Genomic DNA, 18,760 nt, shown 5'->3' with positions numbered 1-18,760 from the left:
CTGGGCGGGTCCGCGGAGTGTGCATCCGACAACCTCCTTGTGTTCGGAATGCGATCTGATTGTGCGTATTACGGAACTTGCGTGTAACTGTCTACCACGACGACGCGCGAATGCAAAGACGTGTTCTCCGGGCGGAGGGCATCTGTTCACACGCGTGTTCGGCGCACGGCGTCACGCGGCGCGAGGAGGAGCGGCGGATGCGCCGGCGCCGGTCGAGTGCCGGAAGGCGGCGTTCACCGACCCGCCGCGGCCGCGCGGCGGGTCGAGGTGGGAGGGGTCAGGCCGAGCGCACTCCGACCGGAGCGCCGAGTTCCTCGCTCAGCTGGTCCGCGGTCGCGCGCAGAGCCCGCAGGGCGGCGGAGGACTCGGAGAGATCGGTGAGCTGCTGCGCGCCCAGGATCGCGACCGTCGCGCAGATGCCGTTCTCGTCGAAGATCGGCGCAGCGGCCCCGAACATCCCGCCGTCGTAACTGGCCAGGGCATACCCCTGCCGGCGGGCGAGGTCGACGTCGGCGATGAGCTTCGCCGCGGCCTCCGCGTCGAGTCCCTGCAGCGCAGCGGCCATCGCGTCGCCGTCGGCGTGCGCCAGGTAGATGTGCGTCTGCGCCGCGTTCTCATCCAGACGCGTACCGGCGCGGACCGTGATCATGATCGACCGGCTCGCGTCCTCCTCGACGAGAGCCACGACGGGACGGCCTGCCGCCCACAGGCTCAAGACCGCCGTGAGGCGCACGTTCTCGCGCAGGCGGCGCAGGTGCGCGGGCGCGATGTCGACCACCCGACGGCGATTGAGGGCGCGGATCCCGACCTGCAGCATGAGCCCGCCGAGCGCGAAGGTGCCTCGCCGCGAACCTCGCTCGAGGATGCCGGCGGCGACCATCGACGAGCAGTAGCGATACGCCGTCGTGCGGTTGAGCCCGGTCAGCTCGGCGACATCCGCCGCCGTGAGCTCGTTCGAGCCGAACAGTCCGCAGATCTCGGCGACGCGGGCGACCGCCTGGATGTCGGACGTGGTCGACGCCTCCTTGCGCTCGCTCATTGCCATGACGAAATCGTAGTTCACATGCCGATCATCGACGGGGATCCGGCCCTCGCGAGAGCCGTGTCGGTTTACACCGATCCGATCATGTGCATAATATGAACGTCCGTTGCGTATATCGAACAAAGGATTCCTGTGGCGTTCGTCGACGAAGCTCCGATCACCCCTTCCCCGGCCGTACTCAAGGTGCTCGACGGTGCGGTCGACCTCCATTGCCACTCGGGCCCCAGTCCGTTCCCCCGGCGGATCGACCACGTCGACGCGGCGCGCGACGCGGCGCGCATCAACATGCGGGCGATCCTCGTGAAGTCCCACCACCACAACACCGCCATGGACGTGCTGGCGATGCGCAAGCTCCTGGATGACGCGCCCACACCCGTCTACGGGGGTGTCGCGCTCAACACCGAGGTGGGCGGGGTGAACCCCTCCGCCGTCGCGCTCGCGATCGGAATGGGCGGGCGCTGCGTGTGGGGACCCACGGTCTCCGCGGCGCAGCACATCGCCGCGCACAGTCACGACGACGGCTTCCCGAACGCCGGCGGCGATCTCCACGAGAAGGTCGAGACGGTTCTCGGCCCCGACGGAGACGTCTCGGAGGCGGCCGACACCGTCACGCGACTCGCCGCCGAAGCCGGCATCCTGCTGACCGGCGGTCACATGGACGGCGAGCAGATCCGCGCCTACTTCCACGCCGCGCATCGCAACGGCGTGAAGCGCCTGCTGCTCCACCACCCCGACTTCATCGTGAACACCCCGGACTCCGTGCTCGAGGAGCTCGTCGGACTGGGGGCGTTCGTGGAGCACGAGATCGCGATGTACCACCCGGGCGTCTCGGCGCCGCGGTGGCCGATCCAGCGCCTCGTCGACTGGATCGAGCGCATCGGCCCCGAGCACACCGTGATCGACTCCGACCTCGGTCAGGAGGGCAACCCGCTGCCGGTCGACGGCTACATCTACATCGTCGAGCAGCTGCTCGACCACGGCGTCTCGGAGCGCGACCTGCGACAGATGATCTGCAGGAACACCGCCTACCTGCTCGGTCTCGAGGAGAGCCGCTGATGCGTCCCGCCGAGAAGGTCATCATCACGACGGCCGTGACCGGCTCGGTCAACGTGCCGTCGCAGAGCCCCTACCTGCCGCTGTCGGCGGAGCAGGTCCTGGCGGCTTCGCTGGAGGCGATCGACGCCGGATCGGCGATCGTGCACCTGCACGCGCGGCATCCGGACGGTCGTCCCGCCTTCGAGCCCGAGGTTTTCGAGCAGATCGTCCCGGTGATCGAGGCCGAGACGGATGCCGTCATCAACATCACGACCGGCGGCTCCAGCGCCATGACGATGGACGAGCGCCTCGCCGCCGCGACGCGGTTCCGGCCCGAATTGGCCTCACTCAACATGGGATCGATGAACTTCGTGTACTCGGGCATCGCCGAGAAGGTCACCGAGTGGCGGTACGAGTGGGAGAAGCCGTACGTGCTCAACACGTACTCGCATCCGTTCATCAACACGTTCGACCGCATCGAGCACACGATCCGAACACTCGGCGACCTCGGCACACGGTTCGAGTACGAGTGCTACGACATCGGGCACTTGTACTCCCTCGCCCACTTCGTCGACAAAGGCCTCGCGAAGCCCCCGCTGCTCATCCAGGGGGTGTTCGGCATCCTCGGCGGCATCGGCGCGCACCACGAGAACCTCGAGCACATGGTTCGCATCGCCGACAAGCTGTTCGGCTCCGATTACTCCTTCTCCGCCTTCGCGGCGGGGCGCGACCAGATGCAGTTCGCGACCCACAGCGCGTGGCTCGGCGGCCATGTGCGCGTCGGACTGGAAGACAGCCTGTGGATCGGGAAGGGCCGCCTCGCGGAGTCGAACGCGCAGCAGGTCCGCAAGATCCGCGGCGTGATCGAAGACCTCGGAAAGCAGATCGCGACACCGGACGAGGCGCGCGAGATCCTCGCGCTGCGCGGCCGGGTCCGGAAAGGAGGCGTCACCGCATGACCCCGTACGCCACAGACGACATCCGCTCCACCCTCGCCACCGCGGAGCCCGCCCGCGCGGTCGATCCCTCGACGCCGATCAAGCCGGCGCAGTGGATCGAGTTCTTCGCGCACGAGCCCACCGAGACGACCCCGCTCGGCGGTCGCACGTGGGTCGCACGCGCCGCGAACGCCGTCATCGCCTACTCGCTCGCGAAGAAGGGCGACGTGCTGTCCCGCCGCGGCCAGCCGGACGAGTACACCGTCCTGCTGTACTCCGAGAGCGCGCCGGTCGCCGTGACCGCCGGGAGCGAGGAGGCGCAGGTCTCCGAGGAGGCGCTCATCGTCGTGCCGCCGGGCGACAGCGACATCCGCGTCGAAGCCGACGGCGTCGTCATCCGGCTCTTCTCGGCCGTCGCCGACGACCTCCGCGAGAGTGCGCTGAACGCGGCGGCGTACGCCGAGCCCGACCTGCGCGCCGCTCCGCTCGTGCCGTGGCCCGACCCGGTCGGCGGCTTCCGGCTGCGGGTTTACCGCCTCGCGGACACTCCGATCGCCGAGGGCCGGTTCGGCCGCATCTTCCGCACCACCAACCTCATGGTGAACTTCCTCGCGGAGGAGCCCGAGCCGCGGAATCCGCGGAAGCTCTCGCCGCACCACCACGACGACTTCGAGCAGATCTCGCTCGCCGTGAAGGGTCGGTTCGTGCACCACATCCGCTACCCGTGGGGGCCCGACTCGACCCGCTGGCGCCCCGACGAGAACCGCGAGATCGCGACGCCGTCGATCTGCATCATCCCGCCCCCGACCGTCCACACCACCCAGGGGGTCGGGCCGCACCAGCAGCTCATCGACATCTTCTCGCCGCCGCGCGAGGACTTCTCGGAGGCGGGATGGGTGCTGAACGCCGACGACTACCCGGCGCGATGACGCGGCGCAGTCTGTTCCGCGCGGCGCTGCAGGGCGACGCTCCGGCACTCGGCACGTGGGTGAAGCTGCCCACGATCGCCAGCATGGAGCTCATCGCGCTCGCCGGATTCGACTTCGCGGTGATCGACCTCGAGCACTCGCCCATCGACCTCGAGACGACGTACGACCTCATCGGGGTCGGCCTGCTGTCGGGTGTCTCGCCCATCGTGCGCATCCCCGCGCTCGAGCCCGGCATCGTGCAGCGCGTCCTCGACGCGGGAGCCGACGGGATCATGGTCCCGCACGTCGACACCGCGCATCAGGCACGGGCCGCGGCCTCGTACGTGCGCTTTCCGCCGCTCGGTGTGCGCGGCGTCGGCGCCACGAGCCGCGCCGGCGCATGGGGCGCGCTGCCGCGCGAGGAGTACGTGCGGTTCGGCCAGGAGGAGGCCGTGCTCATCGCCCAGCTCGAAAGCGCCGAGGCGATCCGCAACTCCGGGGCGATCGCCCGCGTGCCGGGCGTCGACGCCGTGCTGGTGGGGGCCGCCGACCTGTCGATGACCGAAGGCATCCAGGAATCGGACCCGCGCGTGCGGACGATGATGACGGATGCCGTCGCCCAGGCCACGGCTGAGGGCGTGCCCGTCGGCGGGGCCGGCGGAGCGGGCGCCGATGCCGTTCGCGCCGCGATCGACGTCGGATTCCGGTTCGTGCTCATGGGAAACGACGCCGGCCTGCTGGGCGCGGCGGCCCGCGAGGCGGTCCGGGCGGGAAGGTCGGTGAGCACCTCATGACCGACTCCTCCACGGCGGGAACCCTTCGGCTGCCGCCGCGTGTGCACGTGGGGTTCGGTGCACGCGCGCAGCTGCTGCACACACTGCCCGACGGCACGCAGCGCGTGCTCGCGGTGATCGACCCGTTCCTGACGAGCTCGCCGCTGTGGATCGAGCTGCAGACATCCCTCGAGGCTCACGGCGTCCGCGTGCACGTGTACTCCGATATCAGGCCGGAGCTCCCGGTGGACTCGCTCACCGCTGCGGCCGACACCGCGGCGACGCTCGGCGTGCAGGCGATCATCGCGGCCGGCGGGGGGAGCGCCCTCGACGCGGCGAAGCTCGTCGCGCTCCTCGTCACGCACGGAGGACCGCTCTCGCGCTTCTACGGCGAGAACCTCGTGCCCGGCGCCGTGCTGCCGGTGGTCGCGCTGCCGACCACCGCGGGGACCGGCTCGGAGGTGACTCCCGTCGCCGTCGTGTCGGACCCGCGGCGGCACATGAAGGTCGGCATCTCCAGCCCGCACCTGATCCCGGCGGCCGCGCTCGTGGATCCCGAGCTGACGCTCGCGGCACCCGCCTCGGTCACCGCCTTCGCGGGAGTGGACGCGCTCGTGCACGCCGTCGAGTCGTTCACCACCGCCGACCTCCGGTCCGCGTGGAGCGACGAGCTGCCGGTGTTCACGGGCCGCAACGCGCTGACGTCCGCGCTCGCCCTCGAGGCGGCGGGCCGCATCCGTGCATGGCTGCCGACAGCGGTCCGCGAGCCCGGGAATCGTCGGGCTCGTGAGGAGATGGCGATCGGATCCCTGCAGGCGGGAATCGCCTTCGGCCCCACGGGCACCCACCTCTCACACGCCCTGCAGTACCCGATCGGCGCCGCGACCGGCACGCCCCACGGGCTCGGCACCGGCCTGCTGCTCCCGTACGTGGTCGATGCGGTGCGCGACGATGCGGCGACGGCCGAACGCATCGGCGACCTGGGCGACGCGATGGGCGTCGGCGCCGATCCGGATGCGGTCATCGCCGCGCTGAGCGACCTGAACGACGCGATCGGAATCCCGCCGAGCCTGTGCGACCTGGGTATCGAGCGGGAGCAGCTGCCCCAGATCGCGGAGCTCGCACTCGAGTCGCGTCGCCTGGTCGGCATCGCACCCGTCCCCGCCGAGGCGGAGCTGCTGCAGGAGATCCTCGAGTCGGCCTTCGCCGGAACGCTCGCCCTGAGGAGGACGGCATGACCTACCGCAGCGATCTGTTCATCGACGGAGAGTGGCGCCCCGGTGCATCCGGTGAGCGCTTCGACGTCGTCGATCCCGCTGACCTCTCGACCGTCGCGCGCTTCGCCGTCGCCACCGCGGAGGACTGTGACGCCGCAGTCGACGCCGCGGCGTCCGCGCAACCGGGCTGGGGCGCCACCCCGCCCCGCGAGCGCGGTGAGCTGCTGCGAGCGGTCTTCGAGTCGCTCCGGAGCGACGCCGAGGAGCTCGCCTCTGTCATCGTGGCCGAGAACGGCAAGTCGTGGGCGGATGCCGTCGCCGAGACCTCCTACGCGATCGAGTTCTTCCGCTGGTTCTCCGAGGAGGCGGTGCGCATCGCCGGCGACTACCGCCTGTCACCCGACGGCGGGAAGCGCATCGTCGTGGACCGCGCGCCCATCGGCGTCTCGCTGTTGATCACGCCGTGGAACTTCCCGGCCGCGATGGCGACCCGCAAGCTCGCGCCGGCCCTCGCGGCCGGCTGCACGACCGTGCTCAAGCCGGCACGCGAGACGCCCCTGACGGCGGCGTACATCGTCGACGCGCTCCACCGTGCGGGCGCCCCGCACGGTGTCGTGAACCTCGTGACACCGGTTCCGACCGGTCCCCTCGTGAAGCGGATGATCGACCGGCCCGAGGTGCGCAAGCTCTCCTTCACGGGGTCGACCGAAGTCGGCCGAGACCTCCTCCACGCGTGTGCCGACACCGTCGTGAGCGCCTCGATGGAGCTCGGCGGCAACGCGCCGGTCATCGTGCTGCCGGGCGCGGACCTCGATGTCGCCGTCGAGGGCGCGCTGCTCGCGAAGATGCGCAACGGCGGTTCGGCGTGCACCGCGGCCAACCGCTTCTACGTGCATGCCTCGCTGCACGACGCGTTCGTCGAACGACTGCGCGTCGCCCTCGACCGCATCAGCGTCGGCCCCGGCCGGGACCGCGCGCATGAATTGGGCGCGCAGGTCTCCGTCGCCGAGCGCGACAAGATCGCGTCCCTCGTCGAGGTCGCTCTCGATGAGGGAGCACGGCTCGTCTGCGGAGGGACGCCGCTCGGCGAGGGCGCCTTCTACGCGCCGACGCTGCTCACCGGCGTCAGCCACGGCGACACCATCACGACCACCGAGATCTTCGGGCCGGTGACCGCGATCGTCCGGTACGAGTCGGTGGACGACGCCGTCCGGATGGCGAACGACACCATCTACGGACTCATGGCCTACGTGTTCGGGCCTGAACGTGAAGCCGTCGGCGTGGGCCGCCGGCTCGAGGCCGGAATGGTCGCCGTCAACCGCGGCGTCGTGAGCGATCCGGCCGCGCCATTCGGCGGCGTCAAGCAGAGCGGGATCGGCCGCGAGGGCGGGTTCGAGGGCATCCACGAGTTCCTCGAGGAGAAGTACATCGCCCTCACGGCGTGAGCCGGCGCGCGCAGCATTCTCGTCTCGCTTCGCTCGCTCGGTGACCGGGTGCGGACGTCCTTCGGGTCACCGCCCGACCGCCGCCTCCTCGTCGACACGGCGGAGCTTGTCGGGGTTCGCGATCGAGAAGATGCGGGTGACGAGGCCGTCCTCGATCGTGAGGCTCACGACACCGGCGAGGTGACCGTCGACGTCGACGCGGATGCCCGGGAGTCCGTTGACCCACGTCGGCTTCGCGTCGATCGTCCCCGGGAACTTCGCGAGGCCGCCCGCGAGGTACCGCACGATGTTGTCGGCACCGTGCAGCGGGCGCCGTGCCGCGCCCTTGACCTTGCCGCCGCTGTCGGCCACGGAGACGACATCGGGGGCGAGCACGTCCATGAGCCCCTGCACGTTGCCCGTGTTGAACGCGACGACGAAGCGCTCCACGACGGCCTCGTGCTCCGCAGGCGCGACCTTCATGCGCGGTCGACGTGCGGCGACGTGGTCTTTGGCTCGGTGGGCGATCTGCCTCACGGCGGCCGGAGTCTTGCCCACGGCATCCGCGATCTCGTCGTACGGGACGTCGAAGACCTCGCGCAGCACGAACACCGCACGTTCTGCCGGGCTCAAGGTCTCGAGCACGGTGAGGGTCGCGATCGACAGGCTCTCGGCGAGCTCGACGTCGTCGGCGACATCCGGACTCGTCAGCAGCGGCTCGGGCAGCCACTCGCCGATGTAGTCCTCGCGGCGTCGCGACAGCGTGCGCAGGTGGTTGAGCGCCTGACGCGTCACGATGCGCACCAGGTAGGCGCGCGGCTCGCGCACGCTGTCGCGGTCGACGTCCGACCACCGCAGCCATGACTCCTGGAGGACGTCTTCGGCGTCGGCGGCCGAGCCGAGCAGCTCGTACGCGACCGTGAACAGGAGTCCGCGGTGCGTGACGAACGGGTCCTCCTCGTCGACGGTGCCCATCGGCCCGAGCCTACGCGGCGTCGCCGACGGGCGTGCGGTCGGCGAGGGCCGGCATGCCGCACGCATCCGCGAAGTGCTCGGAACGGATGCCGAGTGCGATGTTCATGCGGGCCGACATGTTCATGAACGCGACGCGCGCCGCGAGCTCGACGAGCGCGGGAGCGCCGAGCTGCTCGAGCAGCGTGTTCGACAGCTCGTCGGTGACCGCCGGAGGCGTCTGGCTCGCCAGCTCGGCGTACTCCATGACCTGGCGCTCGAGCGGGCTGAAGACGTCGGACGAGCGCCAGCGCGGCACCTCGCGCACCTTCATCACGTCGAGGCCGCGGTTCCGCGACAGGAAGTAGTTGAAGTCGAGGCAGAAGCTGCACCCGACGGTCGCGGCCGCCGCCATCGCGGCGTAGGTCGCGAGCTCGTGGTCGAGCTGGTCCCACTTCTCGACCTTCTGGCCGATGCCCATCGCGTCCTTCATGACGCGCTGGTTCTGCCACAGGATGCCGACCGAGTCGGGCACGCGGCCCATCATCTTCTTCGCGAACGCCTTCACCAGCGCGCCGTAGACTCCGGAGACCTCAGCGGCGGGGATGCGCGTGTCGGTGGTCATGTCGTCCTCCATGTCGTTCATGTCGTGCTCGTGAACATGGAGACACCGGCCGGTGCCGGCGTGTGACAGGTCCCCGGATTACTGCGGCTCGAGCCCCAGATCGTCGAGGTCGATCGCGGCGAGCCACTGGAGCCCCTCGGCCTCGACCGCGGCCTGTGCGCCCGTCTTGCGGTCGACGATCACAGCGACCGCGACGGGCTCGGCGCCCTCGCGCCGCAGGGCTTCGACGGCCTTGAGCGCGGACTGCCCGGTGGTGGAGGTGTCCTCTACGACGACGACGCGCTTGCCCGCGACATCCGCCCCTTCGATCTGTCGACCGCGCCCGTGGTCCTTCGGCTCCTTTCGCACCACGAACGCATCGAGCGGGCGGGGCGTGCGGGCCGACTCGTGCATGATCGCGTTCGCGATGGGGTCGGCGCCGAGCGTGAGCCCGCCGACGGCGACGATGTCGGGGACGTCGCGGATGAGGTCGAGCATGATGCGCCCGATCGACGGCGCCGCGCGGTGGTCGAGCGTGAGCTTGCGCATATCGACGTAATAGGTCGCCTTCTTGCCGCTCGAGAGCGTGAAGTCACCGTGGAACACCGCCTCGTCCTGGATGAGGGCGATGAGGTACTGGCGGTCGGCTTCGAGCTCGGGCGTGGAGGCGACGGTCATGCGCACGAGTCTAGGCGGCGACGGATGCCGCGACCGCGGCCCCGGCGTAGACGAGGGGCCGAAGCGAACGCGGCGTCCGACGCCCGGAATAGGCTTGAGCCCATGCGTCTGGCCACCTGGAACGTGAACTCGATCCGCGCCCGTGTCGACCGCATCCTCGGCTTCGCGGTGCGCGAGCACATCGACGTGCTCGCGATGCAGGAGATCAAGTGCAAGGTCGAGCAGTTCCCGTACGAGCTCTTCGAAGAGGCCGGCTATCACGTCGAGGCGCACGGCTTCTCGCAGTGGAACGGCGTCGCGATCGCGAGCCGCGCGCCCATCGAGAACGTGCGCACGGCGTTCCCGGGCATGCCCGGCTTCGCGAAGGGCCACAATGGGCCGGATGCCCCGCAGGAGGCGCGTGCGATGGGCGCCACGATCGAGGGCGTCGAGGTCTGGAGCCTCTACGTGCCGAACGGCCGCACCCTGCAGGACCCGCACTACTTCTACAAGCTGGACTGGCTCGCCGCGCTCACCGGCTACACGCGCGAGACCCTCGAGGCGAACCCCGACCTGCCTCTCGCGCTCGTGGGCGACTTCAACATCGCTCCGACGGATGCCGACAACGGCGACCCCGCTGTCGTGCCCGGCTTCTCGACCCACGTCTCGCCGCCCGAGCGCGAGGCGTTCGCGGCACTCGAAGCCGCCGGCGTCTCCGACGTCGTGCGCCCGCTCGTGCCGACCGGCTACACGTACTGGGACTACAAGCAGCTGCGCTTCCCGCGCAACCAGGGCATGCGCATCGACTTCATCCTCGGCTCGAAGGCTCTCGCCGACGCGGTCGCAGGCGCGCAGATCTATCGCGACGAGCGCAAAGGCGAGGCTCCGAGCGACCACGTGCCGGTCGTCGTCGACCTCGACTTCGGCGGACCCGATGACGACGATCGCCCGATGATCTTCTGACCTGACGGATGGCGCGGCGCGGCATCCGTCTCGGCCCGATCAGCCGGTCGGGGCGGGTGTGCAGTGCGGCGGAGCGGACTTGCCGCTGATCGCGAAGTCCTCGCACGTGAGGAAGTGCTCCTGGTTGAGGCCGAGCAGGTACGACGCCGCGCAGATGCCGAGGATCACGAGGGCGATGAGCCACTTCGTGCTCGTTCGCGTCTCGTGCGCGAAGTCCGGCCACACGATGCCGATGAGCACCCACAGCGTGAACGGGATGCCCGCGAGCACCGCGAGCAGCGCGACGATGTCGACGATGAGGATCGCGATGTCGGTCGACTCGTCGGCGACGGCGAAGTTGAGCACGAGCCATACCGTCGGAAGCAGCAGGAGGAAGGCCCGCGCGAGCCGCGCGCCGACCGGTCGCTTCTCGACGAGCACGAACACGAACGCCGCCGTCGACGCCGCCCACAGCGCGAGCACGTCGTCGAAGAAGATCTCGCCCCATACGCCGAGCGTGAAGGCGGGCCACCACGCGATGGCGGCGATGCCCACCATCACCACGCCGACGGGGACGTCCCGTCGGCGCTTCTCGTCGGTGGACGACGCATCCGCGTGCACATCGGCACGCTATCGCCTCGCCGCGCGGGCGCCGCGGATCCACGCCCGGGGCCGGGCGATCCGGGTCCGTGGCGGCCGGGTCACGCCCCGTCTTCGGGGAGGGACATGTCGCCCGTGCGCACGGGGCCGGCCGGACCGTAGCGCAACAGCACGGCGCCGGTGTCGCCGACGAGCGGCGGCGCGAGCAGCTCGAGCGTCGCGGGCTTCGCGCCGTCGGGGAACACCTTCTTGCCCTGCCCGAGGACGACCGGATGCACCCACAGCAGAAGCTCGTCGTACGCCTCCGCGGCGAGCAGCGTCTGCACGAAGTCGACGCTTCCGATGACGTGGATGTTCTCGTGCCGGTCGCGCAGCGCGGCGACCTCGGCGGCGGCATCCGGTCCGAGCAGAGTCGAGCGCTGCCACTCGAGGTTCGGGCGTCCACGCGACGCGACGTACTTGGGGATCGCGTCGAACTTGCGCCCGATGCGGCCCTCGGCATCGCCCTCGGTGTGGTTCGGCCAGTACGCGGCGAAGATGTCGTAGGTGCGGCGGCCGAGCACGAGCGCGTCCATCGCGTCGATGCCCGCGCCGATCTGCTGCCCGAGCACGCGGTCGGGGAACGGCGCCTGCCACCCGCCGTAGGGGAATCCGTTCGATGTGTCCTCCTCCGGTCCGCCCGGCGCCTGGGCGACGCCGTCGAGGGTCGTGAAGAGGTCTATCGTGATGCGTCCGGTCATTGGTCGGTTTCCTTGTGGTTTCTTCGGTGGGCTCACGCTACGAGCGCGACACCCGGGTCGATGTGGAACGTCGCGGCGAACCGCTCGAGGAGCGAGCCGTCGCCGCTGACGACGGCGAGCACGTCCTGGTCGATCGCGTCGGCGGGCGTCAGCTCGCCCGAGATGACGCGACGGATGCCGGGACCCGCGGCGAAGACGAGCTCGGGCTCGCCCTCGGGCAGCCGTCCGCCGATCGGCGGTGCCGGAGGAGCGAGCTGCGTGATGCGCAGGTCGCGTCCGTCGACCTGCACGCGCAGCGTGACGTCGCCCACGTGCAGCTCGTAGTCAGCCGCGGGGAGGGCCCCAGCGGCATCCGGTTGGAACGCCGTGCGCAGCGCCATCGTGAGCGAGTCGGCCGTCACGACGTCGCCCGGCTCGGGCTCGCCCATCTGCTGGAACCCCCACCGGCCGAGCGCCAGCACGACCGGCTCGAGCTCGCGCCCATACGGCGTCAGCTCGTACACGAGCCCGCAGTTCACGAGCGGCACGCGGCGCACGACACCGCCCTCCTGCAGCTCCTTGAGTCGCGTGGAGAGGATGTTCGTGGGGATCTTGGGCAGCCCCTGCTTGAGGTCGGTGTACCGGCGGGGCCCGACGAGCAGATCGCGCACGATGAGCAGGGCCCAGCGCTCGCCGATCAGCTCGACGGCCTTCGTGACCCCGCAGTACTGCCCGTAGCTGCGGGAGGCCACTTACGCGTTCTGTCCCTGCTGCGCGAGGAACGCCTCCGGCCCCTGCTCGGCCGCCTGCGGCTCCATGTAGATGAAGGCGAGGCTGTTGCCGTCGGGGTCGTCGAGGTCGCGGCTGTACATGAAGACGTAGTCCTGCGCCGGTCGCGGTTCGGAGCCGCCGTTCGCGAGCCCCGCTTCGAGTGCGCGGTCGACCGCCTCGCGCGACTCCCGGCTGAGTCCGATCTGCACCTGGGCGGTCGTCTTGGGGTCGGCGATCGGCTTGTCGGTGAACGTCGCGAAGTAGTCGCGGTGCAGCACCATCATGAAGACGTTGTCGTCCCACACGATGCACGCCGCGTTCTCGTCGGTGAACAGCGGATTGATCGTCGCGCCGAGCGACGTGTAGAACGCCTTCGCGCGCTCGACGTCGTCGGTGGGGACGTTGACGAAGATGTGCGTCATTGCCTGCTCCTTGTCGATTCGGATGCGGCAACCGCCGCCCTGGGGTGATACTTGCAAAAAGCAAGCATGCTTGTCAATAGCAAGGTGCACGCTGTCTGCGGCTGTGCGCGACGTCGCGCGTGAAAGCGCCGGGCTCAAACGGAGGTTTCACTCGACACATCACGCCCACCGGCCGATCCAGCCCGACGGTTTCACCGCGACGGCGCGAGAAGCGGTGAGGCTGGGCGCGTCTCCCCCGCGCGACGGATGTCCGGACCGCGCCTCCCCCGTACCGTGGAGGCATGTCCGACTCGACCGCGGCGCCCACGCGCCGCATTCCCGCGACCGCGCGCGAGCACCGGAGCGACATCTGGCTCGCCGCCGGGCTCTTCGTCGCCGCGGTGCTCAGCACGGCGCTCGGCGCCGCCGCCGGCGTCTTCGGCGAGGACACCCCGGGAATGGAGTGGGGGCTCGTGTACGCCGCCGCCCTCACAGCCCCGCTCGCGGTGCGCCGCCGGTACCCCGAGATCGCCGCGATCCTCGTCGCGCTCGCGTTCTTCGTCGCCGGCTCGTTCCGCCTGCCCGAGCTCTACGTCGGCAACATCGCCCTGTTCATCGCGATGTACACGGTCGGCGCGTGGGTCGACGACCGTCGCCGCGCGACGATCGTCCGCGTCGTGATCATCGTGGGCATGTTCGCGTGGCTGCTGGTGACCATGTTCCAGGCCGCGACGGCGCCGGCCGACGAGGTCGGCTTCTCCCGCTCGGGCGCCTTCTCGCCGTTCGTGGCATTCATGCTCATGCAGCTGCTCGTGAATGTCGCGTTCTTCGGCGGCGCGTACTACATGGGCGACCGCGCCTACGCGGCGGCGCTCCAGCGTGCGGCGCTCCAGCACCGCACCGCCGAGCTCGAGCACGAGCGCGAGGTCACGGCGGCGCAGGCGGTCGCGCTCGACCGCGTGCGCATCGCGCGGGAGCTGCACGACGTCGTCGCCCACCACGTGTCGGCGATGGGCGTGCAGGCGGGCGCGGCGCGGGCGGTGCTGGAGCGCGATCCGGATGCCGCGCGGGAAGCACTGCTCGGGGTCGAGGCATCCGCCCGCTCGGCCCTCGACGAACTGCACCAGCTGCTCGAGACCCTGCGCACGCCGGCGGGCGAGACTCCGGATGCCTCGACCGTGCGCCTCGCCGACATCGAGCAGCTCGTCGAGCACGCGCGCGAGAACGGGCTCCCCACCACGTACACGGTGGTCGGCGATCCCATCGAGGTGCCCCCCGTCGTGCAGGTGAACATGTACCGCGTCGCGCAGGAGGCCCTCACGAACGCACGCCGACACGGCGGACCGGATGCCACGGCCGACGTCCGCGTGCGCTACGAGCCCGACGCTGTCGAGCTCGAGGTCGCCAACACGGGTCGCTCGAGCGCGCCCGTGCGGGCCGGCCTGGGCATCGTCGGCATGCGCGAGCGCGCCGCCGTCTCGGGCGGCACGATCGAGGTGGGCCCGCGCTCGCGGGGCGGTTACCTCGTCCGTTTGCGCGTGCCCGTCGAGCAGTCGGCACCGGCGGAGACCGCGGGGGTCTCGGCGTGACGGGCTCTCCGATCCGCGTGCTCCTCGTCGACGACCACGCGGTGATGCGAGCGGGGTTCCGCATGATCCTCGAGGCCCAGGACGGCATCACGGTCGTCGGCGAGGCCGCGACCGGCGCGGAGGCGGTGGCCGCGGCATCCGCTTCTCACCCCGACGTCGTGTGCATGGACGTGCAGATGCCTGACATGGACGGCATCGAGGCGACGCGCCGCATCGTCGCCGACCCTTCGGTCGACGCGGCGGTGGTCATCGTGACGACGTTCGACCGCGATGACTACCTGTTCTCGGCGCTGTCGGCCGGCGCATCCGGATTCCTGCTGAAGAACGCCGGTCCCGAGGAGCTGGTGTCGGCCGTGCGCGTCGCGGCGGCGGGCGACGCGCTGCTCGCGCCCGAGGTCACGCGCCGTGTGATCGAGCGTTTCGCGGCGACGGGGGTGCGGAACTCCGGAGAATCCTCGCCCGACGGCGCCGGAAGTCCGCCTGTCGCACCCGCGCGGCCGGAAGCTCCGGAGTTGCGCACCCCCGTCGCGGGCACCCCGATCCAGATCGAGCTCACCGAGCGCGAGCACGAAGTCCTGCGGCTCGTGGCCGCGGCCCTCAGCAACGCCGAGATCGCGGCGCGCCTGCACATCGGCGAGGCCACCGTGAAGACGCACGTCTCGAACGTGCTGCAGAAACTCGGCGTGCGCGACCGCGTCGCTGCGGTGGTCTACGCCCACCGCCACGGCCTCGCCTGACCCGGTCCGGGTAGCCCGACGTGGGGCACGAAGGGTTTGGCTCGACGACACGACGGATGCCCCGACCCACGCGCCGCGAAGGGCGCCGGGCGGGGGCATCCGGGAGGCTTGCGTGCTTACGCAGCGACCGCGGACTCGCGCGCGGGTGCGTAGCGGTCGACGAGGGCGAGGAACGCCTCGAGGTACGCGGTGAGGAACTCGACGGTCTGCTCGTTGGTGACCTCGCCGTCCTCGGTGAACAGGCCGGGGGTCGTCTGAACGTAGCCCTCCGGCTGACCGAGCGTGGGAGCGTTGAGGTGGCTGAGGATGGCCTTGAGGTGCTGCTGCGCCGCTGCGGTGGCGATGCCGCCGCCAGAGGTGCCGATGACGGCGGTCGGCTTGCCGTTGAACGAGCCCTGGCCCCACGGGCGGGCGGCCCAGTCGAGCGCGTTCTTGAGTACGCCGGGGATCGAGCGGCTGTACTCGGGAGTCACGATGATGACTCCGTCGACGTCGGCGAGGGCCCGCTTGAAGTCGCGGGCGACCTGCGGAAAGTCGGCGTCGTAGTCGGGAGAGTAGAACGGAAGGTCCTTGATCGGGATCTCGACGAGCGTCGTCCCCTCGGGGGCCAGGCGCTCCAGGGCCTTCGCGAGGCGACGGTTGATCGAGGTGGACGAGATGCTCCCGACGATGTAGCCGATGGTCCGGTCGGTCATGGTTCCTCTTTCAGCTCAGGGCGACCCCCGACGGGGATCCGCCGTGGATTTCCATTCGCGTGAACGTATTCCGAGCTTATGTATTCCCCGCATGAACCACGGCCCGTGTCCCACGGGATGGCGGAGACCGCTCATCCGGAGGGCGGAGGCCGCAAGATCCGCCCTGCGGGGGAGGTTCGCGGGCGGCGTCATCCGTAGCGTCGAAGGCGACACAGATGCACGCGAAAGGAAGACGCGGATGCTCGAACTTCGAGGCATAACCAAGAGCTACGGCGGACGGCGGGTGCTCGACGACGTCTCGTTCGACGTGCGCCCTGGCCGGCTGACCGGCTTCGTCGGCGGAAACGGCGCCGGCAAGACCACCACGATGCGGATCGTGCTCGGGGTGCTCGCGAAGGACGCCGGCACGGTGACGCTCGACGGCGCCGAGGTCACCGCCTCCCACCGCCGCTACTTCGGGTACATGCCCGAGGAGCGTGGGCTCTATCCGAAGATGAAGGTGCTCGAGCACATCGTGTACCTCGCGCGCCTGCATGGATTCAGCAAGGCGGATGCCACGGCCCGCGCCACCGATCTGCTCGAGCAGCTCGGACTCGGCGAGCGCCTGAACGACAACGTCGAGACGCTCTCGCTCGGAAACCAGCAGCGCGCCCAGATCGCCGCGGCTCTCGTGCACGACCCGTCGGTGCTCATCCTCGACGAGCCGTTCTCGGGGCTCGACCCGCTCGCGGTCGACGTCGTCGCGGGAGTGCTGCAGCAGCGCGCGGCGCAGGGCGCGGCGGTCCTCTTCTCGTCGCACCAGCTCGACGTGGTCGAGCGCCTGTGCGACGACCTCGTCATCATCGCCAACGGCACCATCCGCGCCGCGGGCGCCCGCGACCGTCTGCGCGACGAGCACTCGAGCCGCCGGTTCGAGCTCGTCTCGGCGGGCGACGCGGGCTGGCTGCGCGACGAGCCGGGCGTCGAGGTGCTCGAGTTCGACGGCGGCTACGCGGTGTTCGACGCCGACAGCGACGAGACGGCCCAGCGCGTGCTGCGCCGGGCGGTCGCGCAGGGTGATGTCGCGAGCTTCGCGCCGCGGCATCCGACCCTCGCCCAGATCTTCAAGGAGGTCATCCAGTGAGCACGATCACTCCCACACCCACGAACGGTCTGAGCGCCGCGCAGGGCGTCTGGCTCGTCGCCGAGCGAGAGATCGGCTCGAAGCTGCGCAGCAAGGCGTTCGTCATCTCGACGGCGATCCTGTTCATCGGGGCGCTCGCGCTCGTGATCTGGGGCGGTTTCCAGGCCGCGTCGTCGTCGGGCACGCCGGTGGCGGTGACGACGGATGCGACTCGGTACGTCGCCGACGCGGAGGGTCTCGACGTGACCGAGGTCGCGGACCGCTCGGCCGCCGAGTCGCTCGTCGAGGCGGGTGACGTCGACGCGGCGATCGTCGCGGACCCGTCGTCGCCGCTCGGCTTCACCGTCATCGCGGACTCGTCTCCCCCGACGCAGCTGCTCCTGACGCTCGCACAGGTACCGCCCGTCGAGCTGCTCGATCCCGACGCGGTCAACGATGCGCTCGGCTACATCGCCGCGATCGGCTTCGGCATCGTGTTCCTGCTGGCCGCGTCCCTGTTCGGCGGCACGATCGCGCAGAGCGTCGTCGAGGAGAAGCAGACGCGCGTCGTGGAGCTGCTCATCTCGGCCATCCCGGTGCGCGTGCTCCTGGCCGGCAAGGTCATCGGCAACACGATCCTCGCGATGGCGCAGATCCTCATCCTCGCGGCGATCGCGATCATCGGGCTCACGATCACCGGCCAGACCGAGCTCCTCCAGGGTCTCGGCGTGCCGATCGCGTGGTTCGCGGTGTTCTTCCTGTTCGGCTTCATCCTGCTCGCGTCGCTGTTCGCGGCCGCGGCCTCGATGGTGTCGCGCCAGGAGGACATCGGCTCGACCACGACGCCGCTCACGATGCTCATCATGGCGCCGTACTTCCTGGTGATCTTCTTCAACGACAACCCGGTCGTGCTCGGCGTCATGTCGTACGTGCCGTTCTCGGCGCCGGTCGGCATGCCCATGCGGCTGTTCCTCGGCGAGGCGCAGTGGTGGGAGCCGCTCGTGTCGCTCGTGATCCTCGTCGCCACGTGCGTCGCGGCGATCCTCGTGGGCGCCCGCATCTACCAGAACTCGCTGCTGCGGATGGGTGCGCGCGTCAAGCTGACCGAGGCGCTCAACGGCTGATCCGACTCGGCCGACCCGGATGCCTCGCCCCGCGTGACTCGGGGCGAGGCATCCGTCTCATTCGCCCGTCATGTCAGGAGACATGCGCCCGACTGCGATGACGTTGCCCGCCGGGTCGCGGAACCATGCGATGTCGGGGCCGCCCTCGAACCCGCGCGAGATGCCCTTCTCATCGGTGCCGTAGTCGGGGTCGGTGTAGATCTTCGTCACGACGCCGCGCCCGTTCAGGTCGTCGACCGCCGCCTCGACGTCGCCGACGTCGAAGTTGAGGATCGTGAACACGGCCGGCTCGTGGTCCTCCTTCGGGTAGACGAGGATGTGGCCGCCCTGCGGCAGCGCGATCGTGAAGCCGCCGCCCATCTCCTCGTAGACGCTGACGGTCATCCCGAGCGTGTCGCGGTAAAACCTGACCGCGGCGTCGACATCGGGAACCGCGAAGCTCGAGAACGGCTTGTCGGGAGTGAACATGGTGGCCTCCGTCGGGTTTGGCCTCCCCCGTCGGAAACGATCCTCCGTTCGGCCGCCGTTGTC

21 protein-coding genes are annotated in these 18,760 nt (G+C 70.2%); 11 read left to right on the top strand and 10 right to left on the bottom strand.

Annotation, left to right across the window (positions count from 1 at the left end; translation table 11 throughout):
- Positions 1-277: 277 nt before the first annotated feature.
- Positions 278-1,045, bottom strand: a complete 768-nt coding sequence (locus tag VNR19_RS13880) for an IclR family transcriptional regulator (protein WP_325727716.1) — start codon at positions 1,043-1,045, stop codon at positions 278-280.
- Positions 1,046-1,174: 129 nt separating this feature from the next.
- Here VNR19_RS13880 and VNR19_RS13875 point away from each other — a divergent pair, with 129 nt between their 5' ends.
- From VNR19_RS13875 to VNR19_RS13850, 6 genes are read left to right on the top strand one after another with little or no spacing between them, the layout of a single operon-like run.
- Positions 1,175-2,098, top strand: coding sequence for a DUF6282 family protein (locus VNR19_RS13875; RefSeq protein WP_325727714.1), 924 nt, complete (start codon positions 1,175-1,177; stop codon positions 2,096-2,098).
- Positions 2,098-3,036: a 3,5-dioxohexanoate:acetyl-CoA acetone transferase gene (gene kce / locus VNR19_RS13870; RefSeq protein WP_325727712.1), complete on the top strand. Its 939-nt coding sequence runs from the start codon at positions 2,098-2,100 to the stop codon at positions 3,034-3,036. Before VNR19_RS13875 ends, kce begins: the two co-directional genes overlap by 1 nt.
- Positions 3,033-3,944 carry a cupin domain-containing protein gene (locus tag VNR19_RS13865; RefSeq protein WP_325727710.1) on the top strand — a complete coding sequence of 304 codons (912 nt, stop codon included), beginning with the start codon at positions 3,033-3,035 and terminating at the stop codon, positions 3,942-3,944. The genes kce and VNR19_RS13865 overlap by 4 nt, the downstream gene beginning before the upstream one ends.
- On the top strand, positions 3,941-4,717 hold the full coding sequence (locus tag VNR19_RS13860) for an HpcH/HpaI aldolase family protein (RefSeq protein ID WP_325727708.1): 777 nt from the start codon (positions 3,941-3,943) through the stop codon (positions 4,715-4,717). Before VNR19_RS13865 ends, VNR19_RS13860 begins: the two co-directional genes overlap by 4 nt.
- Positions 4,714-5,934, top strand: coding sequence for an iron-containing alcohol dehydrogenase (locus tag VNR19_RS13855; protein WP_325727706.1), 1,221 nt, complete (start codon positions 4,714-4,716; stop codon positions 5,932-5,934). Before VNR19_RS13860 ends, VNR19_RS13855 begins: the two co-directional genes overlap by 4 nt.
- Positions 5,931-7,358: an NAD-dependent succinate-semialdehyde dehydrogenase gene (locus VNR19_RS13850; protein WP_325727704.1), complete on the top strand. Its 1,428-nt coding sequence runs from the start codon at positions 5,931-5,933 to the stop codon at positions 7,356-7,358. Before VNR19_RS13855 ends, VNR19_RS13850 begins: the two co-directional genes overlap by 4 nt.
- A gap of 66 nt (positions 7,359-7,424) precedes the next feature.
- Here VNR19_RS13850 and VNR19_RS13845 read toward each other — a convergent pair whose 3' ends face one another.
- From VNR19_RS13845 to pyrE, 3 genes are read right to left on the bottom strand one after another with little or no spacing between them, the layout of a single operon-like run.
- Positions 7,425-8,312 (bottom strand): RNA polymerase sigma-70 factor, encoded by an 888-nt coding sequence (locus tag VNR19_RS13845; protein ID WP_325727702.1) that lies wholly within the window; start codon positions 8,310-8,312, stop codon positions 7,425-7,427.
- 10 nt (positions 8,313-8,322) lie between these two features.
- Positions 8,323-8,934 (bottom strand): carboxymuconolactone decarboxylase family protein, encoded by a 612-nt coding sequence (locus VNR19_RS13840; RefSeq protein ID WP_325727700.1) that lies wholly within the window; start codon positions 8,932-8,934, stop codon positions 8,323-8,325.
- 57 nt (positions 8,935-8,991) lie between these two features.
- A complete protein-coding gene (pyrE, locus tag VNR19_RS13835) occupies positions 8,992-9,570 on the bottom strand; it encodes an orotate phosphoribosyltransferase (protein ID WP_325727698.1) in 579 nt (192 codons plus the stop codon).
- Between the two features lie 102 nt (positions 9,571-9,672).
- Here pyrE and VNR19_RS13830 point away from each other — a divergent pair, with 102 nt between their 5' ends.
- Positions 9,673-10,512, top strand: coding sequence for an exodeoxyribonuclease III (locus tag VNR19_RS13830; RefSeq protein ID WP_325727697.1), 840 nt, complete (start codon positions 9,673-9,675; stop codon positions 10,510-10,512).
- 39 nt (positions 10,513-10,551) lie between these two features.
- Here the strand turns inward: VNR19_RS13830 and VNR19_RS13825 are convergent, their stop codons facing one another.
- From VNR19_RS13825 to VNR19_RS13810, 4 genes are all read right to left on the bottom strand, one after another.
- Complete coding sequence (locus VNR19_RS13825; protein ID WP_325727695.1) at positions 10,552-11,112, bottom strand: hypothetical protein; 561 nt, start codon at positions 11,110-11,112, stop codon at positions 10,552-10,554.
- A gap of 80 nt (positions 11,113-11,192) precedes the next feature.
- Positions 11,193-11,831: a dihydrofolate reductase family protein gene (locus tag VNR19_RS13820; RefSeq protein WP_325727694.1), complete on the bottom strand. Its 639-nt coding sequence runs from the start codon at positions 11,829-11,831 to the stop codon at positions 11,193-11,195.
- A 32-nt stretch (positions 11,832-11,863) separates the two neighbouring features.
- Complete coding sequence (locus VNR19_RS13815) at positions 11,864-12,562, bottom strand: winged helix-turn-helix transcriptional regulator (protein WP_325727692.1); 699 nt, start codon at positions 12,560-12,562, stop codon at positions 11,864-11,866.
- Positions 12,563-13,003, bottom strand: coding sequence for a VOC family protein (locus VNR19_RS13810; protein ID WP_325727690.1), 441 nt, complete (start codon positions 13,001-13,003; stop codon positions 12,563-12,565).
- A gap of 281 nt (positions 13,004-13,284) precedes the next feature.
- Here VNR19_RS13810 and VNR19_RS13805 point away from each other — a divergent pair, with 281 nt between their 5' ends.
- Positions 13,285-14,571 (top strand): sensor histidine kinase, encoded by a 1,287-nt coding sequence (locus VNR19_RS13805; protein ID WP_325727688.1) that lies wholly within the window; start codon positions 13,285-13,287, stop codon positions 14,569-14,571.
- The gene (locus VNR19_RS13800) at positions 14,568-15,308 is read left to right on the top strand and encodes a response regulator transcription factor (RefSeq protein ID WP_325727686.1); all 741 of its coding nucleotides are present in this window, start codon (positions 14,568-14,570) and stop codon (positions 15,306-15,308) included. Before VNR19_RS13805 ends, VNR19_RS13800 begins: the two co-directional genes overlap by 4 nt.
- A gap of 116 nt (positions 15,309-15,424) precedes the next feature.
- Here the strand turns inward: VNR19_RS13800 and VNR19_RS13795 are convergent, their stop codons facing one another.
- Entirely contained in the window at positions 15,425-16,003 is a 579-nt protein-coding gene (locus VNR19_RS13795) for an NADPH-dependent FMN reductase (RefSeq protein ID WP_325727684.1), read from the bottom strand.
- Between the two features lie 238 nt (positions 16,004-16,241).
- Here VNR19_RS13795 and VNR19_RS13790 point away from each other — a divergent pair, with 238 nt between their 5' ends.
- Together VNR19_RS13790 and VNR19_RS13785 are read left to right on the top strand one after the other, a co-directional pair.
- Positions 16,242-17,126, top strand: a complete 885-nt coding sequence (locus VNR19_RS13790; RefSeq protein WP_325727682.1) for an ABC transporter ATP-binding protein — start codon at positions 16,242-16,244, stop codon at positions 17,124-17,126.
- Positions 17,123-18,229, top strand: coding sequence for an ABC transporter permease (locus VNR19_RS13785; RefSeq protein WP_325727680.1), 1,107 nt, complete (start codon positions 17,123-17,125; stop codon positions 18,227-18,229). The genes VNR19_RS13790 and VNR19_RS13785 overlap by 4 nt, the downstream gene beginning before the upstream one ends.
- 57 nt (positions 18,230-18,286) lie before the next feature.
- Here VNR19_RS13785 and VNR19_RS13780 read toward each other — a convergent pair whose 3' ends face one another.
- Positions 18,287-18,697: a VOC family protein gene (locus VNR19_RS13780; protein ID WP_325727678.1), complete on the bottom strand. Its 411-nt coding sequence runs from the start codon at positions 18,695-18,697 to the stop codon at positions 18,287-18,289.
- Positions 18,698-18,760 lie beyond the last annotated feature (63 nt).

The organism is Microbacterium sp. (assembly GCF_035556355.1).
In the GTDB taxonomy this organism is placed as follows: Bacteria; Actinomycetota; Actinomycetes; order Actinomycetales; family Microbacteriaceae; genus Microbacterium.
Note: the sequence above shows the minus strand (reverse complement) of the source record. Positions and strands in the feature narration are given on the sequence as shown.

What these genes read in the sequence shown, in the direction of transcription:
- VNR19_RS13880 (WP_325727716.1), bottom strand. Translation starts at nt 1,045, where the DNA reads ATGGCAATGAGCGAGCGCAAGGAGGCGTCGACCACGTCCGACATCCAG.
- VNR19_RS13860 (WP_325727708.1), top strand. Translation starts at nt 3,941, where the DNA reads ATGACGCGGCGCAGTCTGTTCCGCGCGGCGCTGCAGGGCGACGCTCCG.
- VNR19_RS13830 (WP_325727697.1), top strand. Translation starts at nt 9,673, where the DNA reads ATGCGTCTGGCCACCTGGAACGTGAACTCGATCCGCGCCCGTGTCGAC.
- VNR19_RS13795 (WP_325727684.1), bottom strand. Translation starts at nt 16,003, where the DNA reads ATGACCGACCGGACCATCGGCTACATCGTCGGGAGCATCTCGTCCACC.
- VNR19_RS13850 (WP_325727704.1), top strand. Translation starts at nt 5,931, where the DNA reads ATGACCTACCGCAGCGATCTGTTCATCGACGGAGAGTGGCGCCCCGGT.
- VNR19_RS13780 (WP_325727678.1), bottom strand. Translation starts at nt 18,697, where the DNA reads ATGTTCACTCCCGACAAGCCGTTCTCGAGCTTCGCGGTTCCCGATGTC.
- VNR19_RS13855 (WP_325727706.1), top strand. Translation starts at nt 4,714, where the DNA reads ATGACCGACTCCTCCACGGCGGGAACCCTTCGGCTGCCGCCGCGTGTG.
- VNR19_RS13805 (WP_325727688.1), top strand. Translation starts at nt 13,285, where the DNA reads ATGTCCGACTCGACCGCGGCGCCCACGCGCCGCATTCCCGCGACCGCG.
- VNR19_RS13820 (WP_325727694.1), bottom strand. Translation starts at nt 11,831, where the DNA reads ATGACCGGACGCATCACGATAGACCTCTTCACGACCCTCGACGGCGTC.
- VNR19_RS13865 (WP_325727710.1), top strand. Translation starts at nt 3,033, where the DNA reads ATGACCCCGTACGCCACAGACGACATCCGCTCCACCCTCGCCACCGCG.
- kce (WP_325727712.1), top strand. Translation starts at nt 2,098, where the DNA reads ATGCGTCCCGCCGAGAAGGTCATCATCACGACGGCCGTGACCGGCTCG.
- VNR19_RS13840 (WP_325727700.1), bottom strand. Translation starts at nt 8,934, where the DNA reads ATGAACGACATGGAGGACGACATGACCACCGACACGCGCATCCCCGCC.
- VNR19_RS13790 (WP_325727682.1), top strand. Translation starts at nt 16,242, where the DNA reads ATGCTCGAACTTCGAGGCATAACCAAGAGCTACGGCGGACGGCGGGTG.
- VNR19_RS13810 (WP_325727690.1), bottom strand. Translation starts at nt 13,003, where the DNA reads ATGACGCACATCTTCGTCAACGTCCCCACCGACGACGTCGAGCGCGCG.
- VNR19_RS13845 (WP_325727702.1), bottom strand. Translation starts at nt 8,312, where the DNA reads ATGGGCACCGTCGACGAGGAGGACCCGTTCGTCACGCACCGCGGACTC.
- pyrE (WP_325727698.1), bottom strand. Translation starts at nt 9,570, where the DNA reads ATGACCGTCGCCTCCACGCCCGAGCTCGAAGCCGACCGCCAGTACCTC.